We start from the raw sequence: 16,260 nt of genomic DNA, 5'->3' as shown, positions 1-16,260 counted from the left end.
AAATACCTTCACTAATTAAAAGAGCTATATCAACATAAAATTAATATACTAACATTTTATTCAAGCTCAACTTTAGTTGCTCCTGCTTCAATAAGTTTTTGCTTTATTTTTTCTGCTTCGTCTTTAGAAACATTAGCAGTCAAATCTTTGGGTAAAGACTCAACTAATTCTTTCGCTTCTTTTAAATTCAATGTAGAATTAACTTCTCTAATAGCTTTAATCACTCCTATTTTTTTGCTTGCATCAATCTCTTTGATTACAACTTTATATTCAGCTTTTTCTTGAGCAACAGGAGCATTAGCATTATCACTAATAGGCACCCCAGCACCAACAGCCCCACCAAGAAAAGAACCACTAGGCAACCCTATTTTTTCTTCTAGAACTTTTACAAGTTCAGAAGCTTCTAATAGATTTAAAGATAATATTTTATCAACCAAATCACTTGTTACATTATTCATACTTACCACCATTTAACAACAAATTTATTTTTTAGAACTATAGTAATCCAAAACTCTCATAAGCCTCATAGAAGATGAATTAATAGACAATGCTAACCGAGCAGGAATATCATAAGATATTAAACGCATAATTTTAACACGCAATTCATCCAGAGAGGGAAGCTTAGCCAATTTGTTAACATCTTCCACTGTTAATAATTCATTTATATGAGCCGCACAAATCACAGACATTTTTTCTTTGTTAGCATTAATAAAATCAACTATTAACTTTGCAGCTTCTACTATAGCACTAGAATATATAATAGCAACAGAACCAGAAAATTTACCTGATAAATAAGAAAATTTACCAGTCCTTTCCAAAGCCAAGCAAGCTAGAGTATTTTTAACTACTAACATCCCACCCATTACAGATTTTAGACTATTCCTAAGAATTAATGAATTGCTAACATTCATAGACTTGAAATTTACCAATATTAAGAAATCATTATTTACAAACACATTCATTATGTTTTGTATAAATTCATCCTTATCTTTACGCTTCACAACTTCGCTCCCTTAAATTATATCTTCTACTTTGTTTATTTTATGAGCTTTACCCATAGTTGAATTTAAAAAAACGCTTTTAAAGTAAACTCCTTTCACAGAAGCAGGTTTATTGTCTCTAATTACTTTAAGAAAGGCTTTTAAATTTTCCAGCAAATCATCAATATCAAATTTAATACTTCCTAATTTACCATGAATAACCCCATTTTTATCCGTCCTGAATTTTATTTGACCAGACTTAATGGTTTTAGTAGCTTCCGCAATGTTAGAAGTCACAGTACCAAATTTAGGGTTAGGCATCAGCCCTTTAGCACCCAATACTTTTGCAATAGGAGTGATTTTTGCCATGAAATCAGGAGTAGTGATGCACCAATCAACATTCAACTTTCTACCTTTTTTTATCTCTTCAACTAAATCTTCTCCTCCTGTAATATCAGCACCAGCTTTTTCAGCTTCTAATAAATGTTTATCTTGAGCAAAAACAGCTACTTTAATATTCTTCCCGATACCTTTAGGCAAAACTACTGTACCACGCACCTGCTCTTCAGATTTACGTGAATCTACACCTAAATTGACTGCGATATCAACTGATTCATTAAATTTTGCTGAAGCAGACTCAACAATCTTCTCCAAACACTGCTTAGAATTATCATTATATGTACTCATTTACCTAACCTTCCACAACTTCTATACCCATAGATTTTGCAGTGCCTATAACCATCTTCACTGCTGAATCTTCATTATCCACTTTCATATCAACCATCTTACACTTTGCCACTTTAATGATAGCAGACATAGATAATTTAGCCACTAATTCTTTACCAGAATTACCAGAACCTTTACTTAATTTAGCTTCCTGCTTAAGCAAATAAGCCACAGGCGGACCGCTGACAGTAAAATCATGAGAGCGATCATCCTTTATGGAAATTCTCACTGTTACTAAATCACCTACTTTATAACTAGCGTTAGCAGTGCTAGTAGCTTTATTAAAAGCTTCACAAAATTTAGGAACAGGTATACCACGCGGGCCAAGTACTGAAGCAATTTTCGGTCCTGGAACTGCTTTCCCAGCTTCCATAAGTAAGTTAATCTTAGCAACTATATTACTCATAATTAATCCTCTATTTTCTCTACTTGAGCCAAATCAAGCTCTATTATTGTTGGCTTACCTAAGATTGATACTTCAACATTAATAATTTTTTTCTCGTCATTTACCATATCTACCTTACCAGTAAAATTTTGAAAAAGACCATCATTAATTTTTACTTTTTCACCTTTCTCATAACCATAACTCAACTTTTTCGTTTCTTGAGCATTGTAAAGCGCACTACACATTGAACGAATCTCATTATCCTCAATCACCTTTGGAACATTACCATTTTTCAAAAATCCATAAACCTTAAGAGATTTTGGTATATTATTAATAAAATTTAATACCTCATCGCATAAATTCATGTATAAAAAGACATAACCAGGAAAGGACTTCCTTCGTTTAGCATTTTTTTTAGATTTTAAATCCATCTCACTTAATTCTTCACAAGGAATAAAAACCCTATTAAAATAATTATTAATATTCAATCTCATAGAATTTTCTAATATATATTGGCGCACTTTCTCTTCATAATTAGAGGCAACTCTTAAAATGTACCACTTATACCTATTAAATTCCTTACGTTTTAAAATTACTTCATCATCTGAAATCATCTCAAAATGACCAGACTCATCACCACAAAACCCAGTCATTTGATTCAAAATATTTTTGCTTTCATCACACAGATGCATACATATATATACTTCACATAACTCTTTTATATCAGATTTTACATCACATACTGTCTGATAAGGAATAAACACCTCCTTAAAGTAAACAGTATTGGTTGCCAACTCGCATATATCCTTCTCATACCCGTAATCGACTTTAATGATATACCATTTATACTTATATTCCATAAATAATTCCAAATAAAGTCTTAATTACGTAAAGAGACATAAAATCTACGAAGCAAAAGAAAATCGAAAAGCATAATATAACAGTTATTACAATAAACAAAGATGACAATACCTGCTGTTTTTTTATCCAAGCAATTCTCCTTATTTCTTGCTTTATATCGCAAAAAAAAACATACAGGTTTTTTAACATTTCTACCATAATATTAATGCAGGAGCGATAGGAATTGAACCTACAACCTCTGGTTTTGGAGACCAGCGCTCTACCAATTGAGCTACACTCCTATAATTCAAAGTTTACTCTAAAATTTCCGAAACAACGCCAGAACCAACAGTTCTACCACCTTCTCTTATCGCAAAACGCAATCCTTTATCCATTGCTATTGGTACTTGCAACTCCACTTCTATACTTACATTGTCCCCTGGCATTACCATCTCCTTTCCATCTAGCAATTTTATGCTCCCAGTTACATCCGTTGTCCTTAAATAAAACTGTGGCTGATAATTTCCAAAAAATGGTGTATGCCTCCCTCCTTCTTCTTTCTTCAATATATACACCTCCGCCTTAAACTTTCTATGCGGGGTTATTGTCCCTGGTTTTGCCAATACTTGCCCCCTCTCCACTTCTTCTCTCTTTGTTCCTCTTAGTAGTATTCCTACATTGAGTCCTGCACTTCCCTTATCTAGCAACTTCTTAAACATCTCAACACCAGTACATATCGTCTTTTGCGTCGCTTTCAGACCTATTATCTCTATCTCATCTCCTGCCTTTATCTCCCCCTTCTCTATTCTTCCTGTTACTACCGTCCCTCGGCCCGATATTGAAAATACATCTTCTATTGGCAACAAAAACGGCAAATCTATAGGCCTTGGAGGTACTGCCACATACTCATCTAACTTCTCCATCAATTTATCTATTGATTTCTTTCCATACTCACTACCATCATCCTCTAATGCTTTTAACGCAGACCCAACTATCATAGGCACTTCATCACCTGGAAATCCATACTTACTCAGCAACTCTCTCACTTCCATTTCCACCAAATCTATCATATCAGCATCAGCAACATCAGCTTTGTTTATATATACCACGATATATCCAACACCCACTTGTTTTGCCAGCAATATATGCTCTCTCGTTTGTGGCATCGGCCCATCAACCCCTGACACTACCAATATTGCTGCATCCATCTGTGCTGCACCTACTATCATATTCTTTACATAATCAGCATGTCCAGGGCAATCAACGTGTGCATAGTGTCTCTTTTCTGTTTGATATTCAACATGCGCTGTTGCTATTGTTATACCTCTCTTTCTTTCTTCTGGCGCTTTATCTATTTGATCATATGCTACAAAATTACCATAATGCTTTGTTATCGCCGCTGTTAACGTTGTCTTCCCATGATCCACATGTCCTATCGTTCCCACGTTTACATGCGGCTTTCCAAATGCTTCTACTATCGCTGTCATAATTACTAACCTTTAATTATACTTTAACTTTAACTCATCAACCACATATTGTGGCACTTGTTCATAACAAGAAAAATGCATACTATACTGAGCTCTTCCCTGAGATATAGAACGCAAAACATTTATATAACCAAACATATTTGCAAGAGGAACCGAAGCAGTAATTATTTTGCTATTATTACCTAAATCCAGCATATCAACAACACTGCCTCTTCTACTATTTATATCACCCATAACATCACCCATATATTCTTCAGGAGTAATGATTTCCACTTTCATTATAGGTTCTAGCATTTTTGGACCAGCTTTATTTGCCATTTCCTTAAAAGCACCTTTAGCAGCAAGTTCAAAAGCCAAAGGACTAGAATCAACATCATGAAAAGCACCATCAAGAAGAGTAGCCTTAAAATCAATCAATGGAAAGCCAGAAATTATACCACCTTCTTTTATCAACTCTAAGCCATTTTGCACTCCAGGTATATACTCTTTTGGAATAGCACCGCCTACAATTTTACTTTCAAACTGAAAGCCAAAACCAGGCTCAAGAGGTTCGAATTTTATTTTAACTTTAGCAAACTGACCAGCACCACCTGATTGTTTTTTATGAGTGTAATCAATTTCAACAGATTTAGTGATAGTTTCACGATATGCAACTTGAGGCGCACCAATGTTAGCTTCAACATTAAACTCGCGCTTCATTCTATCAATAATAATCTCAAGATGCAGCTCACCCATACCTTTCAATATAGTCTGCCCACTCTCTGCATTTACTGACATCCTTAAAGAAGGATCTTCTGCAACCAATCTATTCAAAGCAACACCTAATTTTTCCTGATCTGAGGTGGTTTTCGGTTCTATAGCAATTTCAATAACAGGATCAGGAAATTCCATACGCTCTAATAGTATAGGAAAATCAGATGAACATAAAGTATCACCAGTAATTGTTTTCTTTAATCCAACTAAGGCAACTATATCACCAACTTTAGCTTCGTTTATATCTTCTCTGTTATTTGCATGCATAAGCAACATTCTACCAATTCCTTCAGTCTCATTCTTTCCAGCATTTAACACAGCAGATTTAGATTTTAACTTACCGGAATAAATACGAATAAACGTCAAGCTACCTACAAATTTATCCGTCATCACTTTAAACGCAAGAGCAACGAATTTCTCTTTTTCTGAAGGTTTGATCTCAATTTTCTTTTCTGAATCTTTAGGATCAGTTCCAATAATTACATCAACATCAATAGGAGAGGGTAAAAAATCAACCATACCATCTAAAAGTGATTGCACGCCTTTGTTTTTAAAAGCTGACCCACATAATACAGGGACAAATTTTCCTTTAATGGTCCCGCTTCTCACACACTTTTTCAATAAATCAATTGGCAGATCGTTAGATTCAAAGTAAGTATTTATCGCCTCATCATCCATTTCAGCTGCAGCATCTAATAAAAGATTTCGATACTCTTGAGCCTTATCAAGCAAATCAGAAGGAATATCTTCATAAGAAAATTTAGCGCCTAATGTTTCTTCTTGCCATATAATAGCTTTCATAGAAATAAGATCGATTATGCCTTTAAAATCTTTCTCACTTCCTATTGGCAACTGAATAACTAAAGGTGATGCGCCAAGCTTTGTTTTTATCATATCGACACATCGATAAAAATTTGCCCCGATTCTATCCATTTTATTAACAAAGCAGATACGAGGAACGGTATATTTATCAGCTTGACGCCAAACTGTCTCAGACTGAGGCTCAACTCCAGCAACTCCATCAAATACAGCAACTGCACCATCCAAAACCCTCAAAGATCTCTCAACCTCAATAGTGAAATCAACATGACCAGGAGTATCTATTATATTAATCCTATGATCATTCCAAAAACATGTTGTTGCAGCAGAGGTAATTGTAATGCCACGCTCCTTCTCTTGCTCCATCCAATCCATAGAAGCTGCACCATCGTGCACTTCACCAATCCTATTTTGTTTACCAGTATAAAATAAAATACGCTCTGTTGTGGTGGTCTTGCCAGCATCTATATGAGCCATTATTCCTATATTTCTATACCTAGATATTAAAACTTCCATACCACAATCAATCAGCTAATATTAAAAACGAAGATGAGAAAATGCCTTATTAGCTTCAGCCATTTTATACTTTTCTTCACACATCTTAAATGCACCACCACATTTATTATAAGCATCTAATATTTCAGACTGCAAACAATAAATAGTAGTTCTACCGCTCTTTTTTCGAGCAGCAGAAGTTGCTCTAGCAATCCACCTTAATGCCAAAGAAATTGCTCTATCTTGACGAATTTCAACAGGGACTTGATAAGTTGCACCACCAATACGCCGAGAGCGTACTTCTATAGAAGGGGTAACATTTTCTACTGCTGTTTCAAAAATTGATAAGGCATCTTTGCCTATTTTCTTTTCAGCTAAGGACAAAGCACTATAAGCAATCTTTTCTGCAATAGATTTTTTACCACATTTCATAATTATATTAATAAAACGCATAAGCAAGACACTACCATAACGAGAGTCAGGGCTTGTTCTTTTTTTTGCTTTATTACGACGTGCCATAAATTTTAACCAGATTTCTTTACACCATATTTTGAACGAGCTTTCTTTCGATTTTGCACACCACGTAGATCAAGAGCACCTCTTATTATGTGATAACGTACACCCGGCAAATCCTTAACTCGCCCACCACGTATTAAAACAACGGAATGCTCTTGTAAATTATGACCTTCGCCAGGTATATAAGCCGTCACTTCACCGTATCCACTAATCTTTACTCTAGCTACCTTACGTAGTGCTGAATTAGGCTTTCTAGGAGTTGTAGTATATACCTTAGTGCAAACACCCCTTCTTTGAGGATTGCATTTTCCCAAAGCTGGCACCTTCTTCTTGCGAGTTAACCCTGATCTACCTTTACATATTAATTGATTTATCGTAGGCATATACTGTAAACTTAAAACTCTAAAAATAACTAAGTCTTAGTTATAAAATAATAAACCTCAATAGTCAATATAAAAATAAACATTACTACTCTAATAATCTCAGCCTAATTGCTTTGAAAGCTACTGATAATTATATGCTAAAGCGCATATTGGTTTTAATATTAAGAAATTATCACTTGCTGTGGTCGAATTAATATAGATATGGAACAAGTAATATACTGTGATGGCTATCAAAGAATATGCAGAAAATAATGCTTATAATAGAGCCAAGAGCTTCTAACATTAATGCAAAAATACCAACCGAACTAACCGAATTACCAGTAAAGCCGGATGATTTTTACAATCCTACTCTTGACACTTAGATTTAATGCAGCTACCCTAAGTTCAAAATTCTATACTCAATTTTGCTGTTCTTGCATACAAGGAACACGTTTTTAGAATAATGAAAACAATCAGCGCTTTAATTAAAGAAGGGTCAAAGCTACTATCATCACATAGAATTGAATCACCACATTTGGATTGTGAAATCATCATGCAGTACGTACTTGGAGTAGAAAGATCATTCACAATCATGAATCACATCAATCAGGTACCAAGAAACAAAGAACTTCTATTCTGGAAATTAACAAAAAAAAGAGCAGAAAGATATCCAATATCGCAAATAATAGGTAATCGTGAATTCTGGAGTAAAAATTTTATAGTTAACCAACATGTTCTAGATCCAAGACCAGATAGTGAGACAGTAATTTCAACAGTGTTAAAATATTACCAAAATAAGAAGCAAAAAATAAAAATTGCAGATTTTGGCACAGGCACAGGCTGTTTGTTGATCTCCGTACTTAGTGAGTATGAATATGCTATTGGAGTTGGTTTTGAAAAAAGCCTGGAAGCATACAAAATTACCTGCCAGAACACAAAGAAACATAATCTTCTCAACAGAGCTAAAATATTTCCAAATTCGTGGACAGAATGCAGAGATTTATTTGATCTCATAATAAGCAATCCTCCATATATTAAAAGAAGTAAGTTAAAAGATCTGCAAGCTGAAGTGCAAAAAGAGCCAAGAATTGCTCTTGATGGTGGTATCGATGGATTGAGCTGTTACCTGAGTATTTTTCCAATATTGAAAAAGTGCCTTAAAAAAGATGGGTTTGCGATATTGGAAATAGGCGAAGATCAAAGCAATATTGACAAAATAATACCCTTATATGGACTGGTTTTTCAGGAATACGTATACGACTTGGCTGGAATGAAAAGATGCATTGTTGTAAAGCAAGATAAAGAACATGACTAGTAGAACGCTAGCTTTCTAAGAACCTGTTCATAATCTCAAGAAAGGCATAAAGTAAGAAATAGAGTGTATAAATTAGGATATATGAGGAGTGTATACCCAAGTGACATAAGTCGAGAGAAGTTTGAGATTATTTCACCAGATCTGGAGTCTTGTGGAAAAAACAAAACCAAGAAAACTTGATTTGTATGATATATTTTGCGGAGTGTTGTACGCCCTAAAAAGTGGTTATCAGTGGAGGATGCTACCAAAAGAGTTTCCAAAATGGTGCAATTGTTATGATTATTTCAAAAATGGAGTGAAAAAGTAAAAGGAAATAAAAAAAAGTATTTTGGAGTGCATGTTAAAAAAAATAGTTAGTGTGGTCCGACAAAACAATGTTTGGAAAGAAAAAATCAGCTTTTGCATAATTGACACTCAGAGTGTAAAGAACGCAGACACTGATGAAGAAAAAGGCTATGACGCTGGTAAAAAAATCTCAGGAATAAAACGCCATATCGCACAAGATATAGATGTTTGCTATTTATTCTTAAGCTTGGGAGTGTTAAATAGCATTTTACTTTTTTTAGTATGTAGAGATTTTCTAGGAATTATTCTATTGAATTCTATGATATTATTTTTTGTAACATTGTTATACATACCATAAGAATGAACTGACGAAATTTGTAAAGGAGTTTTATGGCTTAGCTACATGGTACTAACACTCAAGTAAATTTTCATCAATGACGCAATTTGCTATGTCTATATCTCACATAGCTTACAACTTGCTTTACTCCTTTTACTTTTCTTGCAATTGCTATTACAGCTTTTAATTCCGCCTTATTTTGAGCTATACCCATCAAATAAACGACTCTATCAACTGTATTAACGCTATAATTAATTGATTTAATATTTCTTTTTCCCAGAAGCCTCGTGCTTATCTCTGCTGTTATCATACCATCTACAGTAACATCTAGCATAGAAGCCATTTTAATTGGTATGACTCTTATTTCATTTATCACTTCTTTAATCTCTTTTTGCTGCCAAGCTATTTTCTCTGCTGTGAGTTGCTTTTCATGATTATCAACATTTCCAATGAGTAATACTCTTCCTTCACTCACTTTAACTTTTATAGATGAAAACAGTCCATGTTTTAAGAGTCCCTTATTGATTCTTATTACTATAGTTGTATCATCAATAATGTTTCCCAAGGATTTATCTTGCATTGTTATTGCTGTAGCCGCTGCAGTTGCTGTTACCACTATACCACTCACAAGAGTCGTACAGCCACTCTGTGTAATCAGAAAAATTGCGAGTAAGAAGCTTGCTATTAATCTCATTATTAATTTCCAGAGTTTAGAGCTTTAATTAAAGAATATTAATAAGCTTTTTTTATTGTGTAAATACTATAAATTGAATAAGCCTTGAATATTTCTAAGACAGTACTTATCTCAATAATGTTAGTTAAAGTAATTCAGGCTTAGATTCATAGTGGAGTTAACCAGTATTATAAGTTCAGTCTGTGGTACTAAAATCTAATCTTTAAATTGCATAAGATGACAGAAGTGGTTATCTATAAGTTAATGAAGGGTTCTTGCGGATATGGCGAAATTGGTAGACGTGCCAGGTTTAGGTCCTGGTGAGCTTGCTCGTGGGGGTTCAAGTCCCTCTATCCGCACTTAAAGTCATGTAACTCAGGTTTTAAGAGAAAATTTATAATCACTAAGTACACTTTTGTTTGTATAAGAACCTGTTCTTAAGGATTGTATTTAACTTAAATTCTGGTAAAATGGCTTTATTAAAACATAAATAAAATATTGATAACAGGTTGTAATGTCTAGTAATATAACTCAAAATGCAGTCGAAGCAGATACATTAAGTAATATATATACCTATAAGGAACTTAGTGTAGATAAACTAAAGTATGAGTATGAAATCACAGTTAGTAGTGATTATATAGAACAAAAGATAAACTCTAGATTACAAGAAATAGCGAAGGATGCAAAATTGCCTGGATTTAGATCCGGAAAGATGCCTTACGATCTTGTTGTTACAAATTATAAAAACGAAGCTTTGGAATATGTGATAAAAGATACGATTGACTATTGCTCAAGTGATTTAATGAAAAAAATCGAAGTTAAGTCTCACATCCATCCTAAGGTTGATATTATGTCATTACCAAACCTGGATAAAAAGGATGAAAAAGGCGACTTTCTGTACAAATTATCTTTTGAATCGATGCCAAAAGTGCCAGTAATAGATCTTGATAAAATAAATTTGAAGAAAGTTAAGGCAAAAATCAAAGAGGGAGACATAAAAGAATTTATTGATTCTATAAAAACAAAATTTCCTAACTTTGTCTCTGTTGATGATGCTTCTTATCAAGCAAAAAACGAGGATAAACTGATAATTGACTTTGAAGGGCGAATTAGAAATAAGCTCTTTCAAGGTGGAAGTGGCAAAAATTTTACTGTTAATTTAGGATCTGGAACATTTATAAATGGTTTTGAAGATCAATTAATTGGCATGAAAAAAGGGGAAACAAAAAGCTTTAAGTTGAGATTTCCTGAAGATTACCAGGTAATTTCCCTTGCGGGGCAGGAGGCTGCTTTTTCTGTTCGAGTTAATGATATTCAGATTGCCGAAGATTTGCAAAGTGATAATGAAATAGCTAGGAGAATTGGTTTTGAAGATCATTCTTCGCTAATAAATCATGTAAAAGAAGTAATTGATAATCAGTGTAAAGAAATGGGAGATCTCTTAATTAAGAAAGAGCTATTTGATTGTTTGGATGCTAGTTATAGTTTTGATTTGCCTATAGAAGTAGTAAAACAGGAACAGCAGAGAGTGGAAAGAGAGTTGAATGCTAAAGATGATTCTTGTAAAGAAGCTGAAAGACGTGTAAAGCTTGCAATGCTATTTATGGAGTTCAGTAAAGAACATGAAATATCATTAACTCAAAGTGATATTATGAATGTTATTGTAAATCAATATGTCAGTAAAGATGTATCATTTGACAGAGTATTTAAACATTTTAAATCAGACGGACAATTTCAGGAATTAGTTAGAGGGCAAGCGCTTGAGTATAAAGTGACAGATTATATGATAGAAAAAGCTAGTAAAGAAGAACAGATTGTTTCTGTGAAAGAATTAAAGGAATTATTTGATAATATTTGATAGGAAAAGGTATGACTCTTATACCAATTGTAGTTGAACAAACTAGTCGCGGTGAGCGGGCTTATGACATATATTCAAGGCTAGTAAAAGAAAGAATAATTTTCGTAACTGGCCCTATTGAAGACAACATGGCCAGCGTAATAGTAGCACAGCTTTTATTTTTAGAATCGGAAAATCCTGATAAAGACATTCATATGTATATTAATTCACCAGGCGGTGTTGTAACTGCTGGTTTATCAATCTACGATACAATGCAGTACATAAGGCCAGACGTTTCAACTTTATGTATAGGTCAAGCTGCATCTATGGGTTCTTTGTTGCTTGCAGCTGGTGCGAAAGGTAAGCGCCACTCTCTACCTCATTCAAGAATTATGATACATCAACCATCTGGTGGTTATCAAGGTCAAGCAACTGATATAGAAATACATGCTAAGGAAATTTTGCGAATTAAGAAAAAGCTAAATCAAATTTATGAAAAACATACTGGGCATTCACTCAAGAAGATTGAAGGAATGATGGAAAGAGATAAATTTTTGGATCCTATAGAAGCAATGGAACTTGGCTTGATTGATAAAGTAATAGCTGAGCGTAAAGATATTAAGATTGAAAACATTAAAGTTAAACAAAAGGTAGTTTAATGGATAACAATAATGATTTACACTACTGTTCTTTTTGTAACAAGGCACAAAACGAAGTAGATAAATTGATTACTAACTCTTCAGATGGTTTAAAGGTGTTTATTTGTAATGAATGCATAGAGTTATCCCATAAAGCAATAAGTCAAAAGAAAGAGAGAGCTTTTAATTCAGATCATATATCTGATATGAAGCTATTACTAAAGAAACCTGAAGATATAAAAATTTTTCTTAGTAAGCATGTTGTAGGTCAGGAACATGCGCAACACGTTTTATCTGTGGCTATGTATAACCATTGTCAATCCATGGTGCAACTTCATTCTATAAGTGATATTGAAATTGAGAAGTCAAATATAATGCTTATTGGCCCTACTGGTTCTGGTAAGACTTTGCTAGCCAAAACACTTGCTAAAGTTTCAGATGTGCCATTTGCTATGGCCGATGCGACAACTTTGACTGAGGCAGGTTATGTAGGTGATGATGTAGAAAGCGTGTTGTCACGTCTATTACAAGCTGCAAATTATGACGTTGCAAAAGCACAGTGCGGTATAGTGTTTATCGATGAAATAGACAAGATTACAAGAAAATCTGAAAGCGCTTCAATAACCCGTGATGTTTCAGGTGAAGGGGTCCAACAAGCTCTACTAAAAATCATGGAAGGTACGGTTGCTTATGTTCCTCCACAAGGAGGGCGAAAACACCCGCAACAAGAGTTTATACAAGTAGATACTAGTAACATACTGTTTATTTGTGGAGGAGCTTTTGAAGGCCTCGATAAAATTATTGAAGCAAGGAAAAAGGGAACGTCAGTTGGCTTTGGTGCGGACATAAGTCAGTCTAAAGAACAAAAGAAAAAAAATGCTTTACATGATGTTCAACCTGAGGACTTAATCAAATTCGGTTTGATACCCGAATTTGTAGGACGGGTTCCAATAACTGCTGTTCTAGATGAGCTGGATCACGAGGATTTAATACATGTGTTGACAGAGCCAAGAAATGCGCTAGTAAAACAATATAAAGCATTGCTTGCATTTAGTAAAGTAAACCTTGAGTTTTCAGATGAAGCAATATCAGCTATTGCTAAAAAAGCTATAAGCTATAAAACAGGTGCAAGGATGTTACGTGCTATCTTAGAGTCACTTTTGCTTGATGTTATGTATATAGCTGGCAATGGAGGTTTTGAAGGTAGCGCTATAACGGTTACTAAGAAAATGGTAGAATTAGGCAAAGCGACTATTAATCATAATAATAAGGGTAGTGTTATAACGGTTAATGATTAATTTGAGGCATATATTATGAGTATTGGACGTGCTGTAAACTTTAATTCTACTGTATTACCAGTATTACCTCTAAGAGATGTAGTAATTTTTCCAAATATAATGTTGCCTTTATTCGTAGGTAGAGAAAAATCTGTTCATGCACTAGAGTATGCAATAAGTAGCAGTAGTCACCAAAACGAGATTTTTCTCATAGCACAAAAAGATGGTTCTATTGATAATCCAGAGCCAGAGAATCTTTATGAAGTAGGCGTGTTAGCAAACATTATACAACCATTAATAAAACTGCCTGACAATGCAGTAAAAGTCATGGTTCATGGGGTAAGAAGGGGAAGAGTTATAGAATATATTAGCTCTCACACTTTGTTACAGGCCAGAGTAGCGTTAGATGGTCATTATGAGTATGGAGAAAATGAAGATAATATTGATTTAGAAGCTTTAAGGCGTTCTGTTATAGATGCATTCGACAATTGGTGTAAACTAAGCAAGAAAAGTCGACCCGAGATTATTATTGACCCCATTGATCAAGTTAAAGAGGTTAATCAAATTGTAGATATGATAGCTTCGCACTTAAATATAAAGGTATCAGATAAGCAAAACATACTTGAAGTTTATAACCCAAAAGAGCGTTTAAAAAAAGTTTTTGCTCTTATTGAGAGAGAAATAAGTATTTTGAGTGCACAAAACCGCTTGTATAAGACAATTAAATCACAGGTTGAAAGTACTCAAAAAGTTTACTACCTTAATGAGCAATTAAAAGCTATACAGAAAGAATTAGGTGAGTTTGAAAATGGAGATGAAGGGAATATACTCAATGAATTTGAAAAAAAGATAAATGAAACAAAGCTTTCTGAGGAAGCAAAAGAGAAAGCCATAACTGACTTAAAGAGATATAAGAAAATGAATCCCATTTCTCCTGAAGCAACAGTTATATCTAGTTACTTGCATTGGTTGCTTGATTTGCCATGGGGAAAGTACAAAGATGCAAAAATTAACTTAAATGCGGCTAAAAAAATCTTAGATGAAAATCATTATGGCATAGAGAAAGTAAAAGATAGAATAATAGAATTTTTAGCAGTATTAAAGAGAGTAAAAGAGATAAAGGGTCCTATACTTTGCTTAGTTGGACCACCTGGTGTTGGTAAAACTTCTTTAGCTAAGTCTATGGCAAAAGCAGTAGGAAGAGATTTTGTTCGCATATCTCTTGGTGGTATACGTGATGAGTCTGAAATACGAGGACACAGAAAAACTTATATTGGCTCAATGCCTGGTAAAATCATTCAACACATGAAAAAAGCTAATTCATGCAACCCGCTTTTTCTGCTTGATGAAATAGATAAGATGGGTTCTGATTCGCGTGGTGATCCTGCATCTGCATTACTTGAGGTTTTGGATACTGAGCACAATAAACACTTTACGGATCATTACTTGGAAGTTGAATTTGATCTTTCAAGTGTAATGTTTGTAGCTACGGCAAACAGCTTAAATTTGCCACATCCTTTGCGTGATAGGATGGAAATTATACAATTATCTGGATATAGCGAAGATGAGAAGATCAGTATTGCTACGCATCACCTTATTCCAAAATTAAAAAAAGAGCATGGTTTGCATCAGAAGGAGTGGAAAATAACTAATGAAGCATTATACGAGTTGATACGTTTATATACACGTGAGAGCGGCGTGCGAAGCATGGAAAGGGAACTTGCAAAGCTCATGAGAAAAGCAGTTAAAGCAATATTAACTGATAAAAATAAGAAAATATCCGTAGAGGTTGGTAATTTACAAGATTACCTAGGGGTACGTAAGTATACCTTTGGCATTGCAGAAAATGAGAGTTTGGTGGGAATAGTAACTGGGCTTGCCTATACTGAAACAGGTGGTGATATTTTGATGATAGAATCAGTCCTAATTCCGGGCAAGGGAGAAATAAAATACACAGGAAAGCTTGGAGAGGTTATGCAAGAATCTATAAAAGCTGCGTATAGTTATATTCGATCAAATTGTTTATTTTTTGGTATAAAGCCCGAAAAATTCCAAAATAATGATATACATTTGCATGTACCTGAGGGTGCTGTACCAAAAGATGGCCCTTCTGCTGGCGGCGCGGTATGTACGTCTATTGTTTCTCTTATGACAAATATACCAGTTAACAAAAATGTTGCTATGACAGGCGAAGTGACATTGCGTGGTAGAGTTTTAGCTATTGGGGGCTTGAGAGAAAAATTGCTTGCAGCGCTCAGAGGATCAATCAAAACTGTGATTATACCAAGTGAAAATGAGAAAGATATGCAGGAGATTCCCTCAAATATTAAAGAAGGGATCAACGTAATTTTTGCTAAGAATATTGATGAAGTTATAAAAATTGCTTTAACTCACCCTATTACTTCAATTGATGGTGATAATCAAAATAGTCTACCTTCCTCCATAGAAAATAAAGATAGTACCTTCTCTGCGTTAGAAACATTAAAGCACTAAATTGAAAAGGTTTATGCAATTTTCGTTTCTTTTTTTAACCTA

16 protein-coding genes, 2 tRNA genes and 1 pseudogene are annotated in these 16,260 nt (G+C 34.2%); 7 read left to right on the top strand and 12 right to left on the bottom strand.

Annotation, left to right across the window (positions count from 1 at the left end):
• Window positions 1–56 precede the first annotated feature (56 nt).
• The 11 genes from rplL to rpsL all read right to left on the bottom strand — a co-directional run bounded on the left by rplL (window position 57) and on the right by rpsL (window position 7,384).
• On the bottom strand, window positions 57–458 hold the full coding sequence (gene rplL, locus AAGD65_RS01455; RefSeq protein ID WP_007301986.1) for a 50S ribosomal protein L7/L12: 402 nt from the start codon (window positions 456–458) through the stop codon (window positions 57–59).
• Between the two features lie 24 nt (window positions 459–482).
• Window positions 483–1,001 (bottom strand): 50S ribosomal protein L10, encoded by a 519-nt coding sequence (gene rplJ, locus AAGD65_RS01450; RefSeq protein ID WP_007301987.1) that lies wholly within the window; start codon window positions 999–1,001, stop codon window positions 483–485.
• Between the two features lie 12 nt (window positions 1,002–1,013).
• Complete coding sequence (gene rplA / locus AAGD65_RS01445) at window positions 1,014–1,667, bottom strand: 50S ribosomal protein L1 (protein WP_213864005.1); 654 nt, start codon at window positions 1,665–1,667, stop codon at window positions 1,014–1,016.
• Between the two features lie 4 nt (window positions 1,668–1,671).
• Window positions 1,672–2,112: a 50S ribosomal protein L11 gene (locus AAGD65_RS01440; protein WP_341810961.1), complete on the bottom strand. Its 441-nt coding sequence runs from the start codon at window positions 2,110–2,112 to the stop codon at window positions 1,672–1,674.
• 2 nt (window positions 2,113–2,114) lie between these two features.
• On the bottom strand, window positions 2,115–2,951 hold the full coding sequence (nusG, locus tag AAGD65_RS01435; protein ID WP_052264680.1) for a transcription termination/antitermination protein NusG: 837 nt from the start codon (window positions 2,949–2,951) through the stop codon (window positions 2,115–2,117).
• On the bottom strand, window positions 2,941–3,141 hold the full coding sequence (gene secE / locus AAGD65_RS01430; protein ID WP_007301991.1) for a preprotein translocase subunit SecE: 201 nt from the start codon (window positions 3,139–3,141) through the stop codon (window positions 2,941–2,943). The genes nusG and secE overlap by 11 nt, the downstream gene beginning before the upstream one ends.
• Window positions 3,142–3,160: 19 nt before the next feature.
• Window positions 3,161–3,233, bottom strand: a tRNA-Trp gene (locus AAGD65_RS01425).
• 12 nt (window positions 3,234–3,245) lie between these two features.
• Window positions 3,246–4,418, bottom strand: a complete 1,173-nt coding sequence (gene tuf, locus AAGD65_RS01420; RefSeq protein ID WP_264683056.1) for an elongation factor Tu — start codon at window positions 4,416–4,418, stop codon at window positions 3,246–3,248.
• Window positions 4,419–4,430: 12 nt separating this feature from the next.
• Window positions 4,431–6,506: an elongation factor G gene (fusA, locus tag AAGD65_RS01415; RefSeq protein ID WP_341810960.1), complete on the bottom strand. Its 2,076-nt coding sequence runs from the start codon at window positions 6,504–6,506 to the stop codon at window positions 4,431–4,433.
• A 21-nt stretch (window positions 6,507–6,527) separates the two neighbouring features.
• Entirely contained in the window at window positions 6,528–7,004 is a 477-nt protein-coding gene (gene rpsG, locus AAGD65_RS01410; protein ID WP_211908503.1) for a 30S ribosomal protein S7, read from the bottom strand.
• Window positions 7,005–7,009: 5 nt separating this feature from the next.
• Entirely contained in the window at window positions 7,010–7,384 is a 375-nt protein-coding gene (gene rpsL / locus AAGD65_RS01405; RefSeq protein WP_010406837.1) for a 30S ribosomal protein S12, read from the bottom strand.
• A gap of 442 nt (window positions 7,385–7,826) precedes the next feature.
• On the opposite strand from rpsL, the gene prmC reads away from it, so the two are divergent.
• The gene (gene prmC / locus AAGD65_RS01400) at window positions 7,827–8,678 is read left to right on the top strand and encodes a peptide chain release factor N(5)-glutamine methyltransferase (RefSeq protein ID WP_264374995.1); all 852 of its coding nucleotides are present in this window, start codon (window positions 7,827–7,829) and stop codon (window positions 8,676–8,678) included.
• Window positions 8,679–8,759: 81 nt separating this feature from the next.
• Window positions 8,760–9,183, top strand: a pseudogene (locus AAGD65_RS06950) (transposase); the annotation flags it as partial.
• Window positions 9,184–9,394: 211 nt separating this feature from the next.
• Here AAGD65_RS06950 and AAGD65_RS01390 read toward each other — a convergent pair.
• On the bottom strand, window positions 9,395–9,994 hold the full coding sequence (locus AAGD65_RS01390; RefSeq protein ID WP_264683054.1) for a BON domain-containing protein: 600 nt from the start codon (window positions 9,992–9,994) through the stop codon (window positions 9,395–9,397).
• Window positions 9,995–10,250: 256 nt separating this feature from the next.
• Here AAGD65_RS01390 and AAGD65_RS01385 point away from each other — a divergent pair.
• The 5 genes from AAGD65_RS01385 to lon all read left to right on the top strand — a co-directional run bounded on the left by AAGD65_RS01385 (window position 10,251) and on the right by lon (window position 16,218).
• Window positions 10,251–10,332 (top strand) — tRNA-Leu (locus tag AAGD65_RS01385).
• A 155-nt stretch (window positions 10,333–10,487) separates the two neighbouring features.
• Window positions 10,488–11,831 carry a trigger factor gene (gene tig / locus AAGD65_RS01380; RefSeq protein WP_139686894.1) on the top strand — a complete coding sequence of 448 codons (1,344 nt, stop codon included), beginning with the start codon at window positions 10,488–10,490 and terminating at the stop codon, window positions 11,829–11,831.
• 11 nt (window positions 11,832–11,842) lie between these two features.
• A complete protein-coding gene (clpP, locus tag AAGD65_RS01375; protein WP_252153872.1) occupies window positions 11,843–12,469 on the top strand; it encodes an ATP-dependent Clp endopeptidase proteolytic subunit ClpP in 627 nt (208 codons plus the stop codon).
• Entirely contained in the window at window positions 12,469–13,746 is a 1,278-nt protein-coding gene (gene clpX, locus AAGD65_RS01370; RefSeq protein ID WP_264683053.1) for an ATP-dependent Clp protease ATP-binding subunit ClpX, read from the top strand. The genes clpP and clpX overlap by 1 nt, the downstream gene beginning before the upstream one ends.
• A 15-nt stretch (window positions 13,747–13,761) precedes the next feature.
• Window positions 13,762–16,218, top strand: coding sequence for an endopeptidase La (gene lon / locus AAGD65_RS01365; RefSeq protein WP_264683052.1), 2,457 nt, complete (start codon window positions 13,762–13,764; stop codon window positions 16,216–16,218).
• Window positions 16,219–16,260 lie beyond the last annotated feature (42 nt).

The organism is Wolbachia endosymbiont (group B) of Chesias legatella (genome assembly GCF_964026945.1).
Lineage (GTDB): Bacteria > Pseudomonadota > Alphaproteobacteria > Rickettsiales > Anaplasmataceae > Wolbachia.
This window is presented reverse-complemented; position numbering and strand designations above follow the sequence as displayed.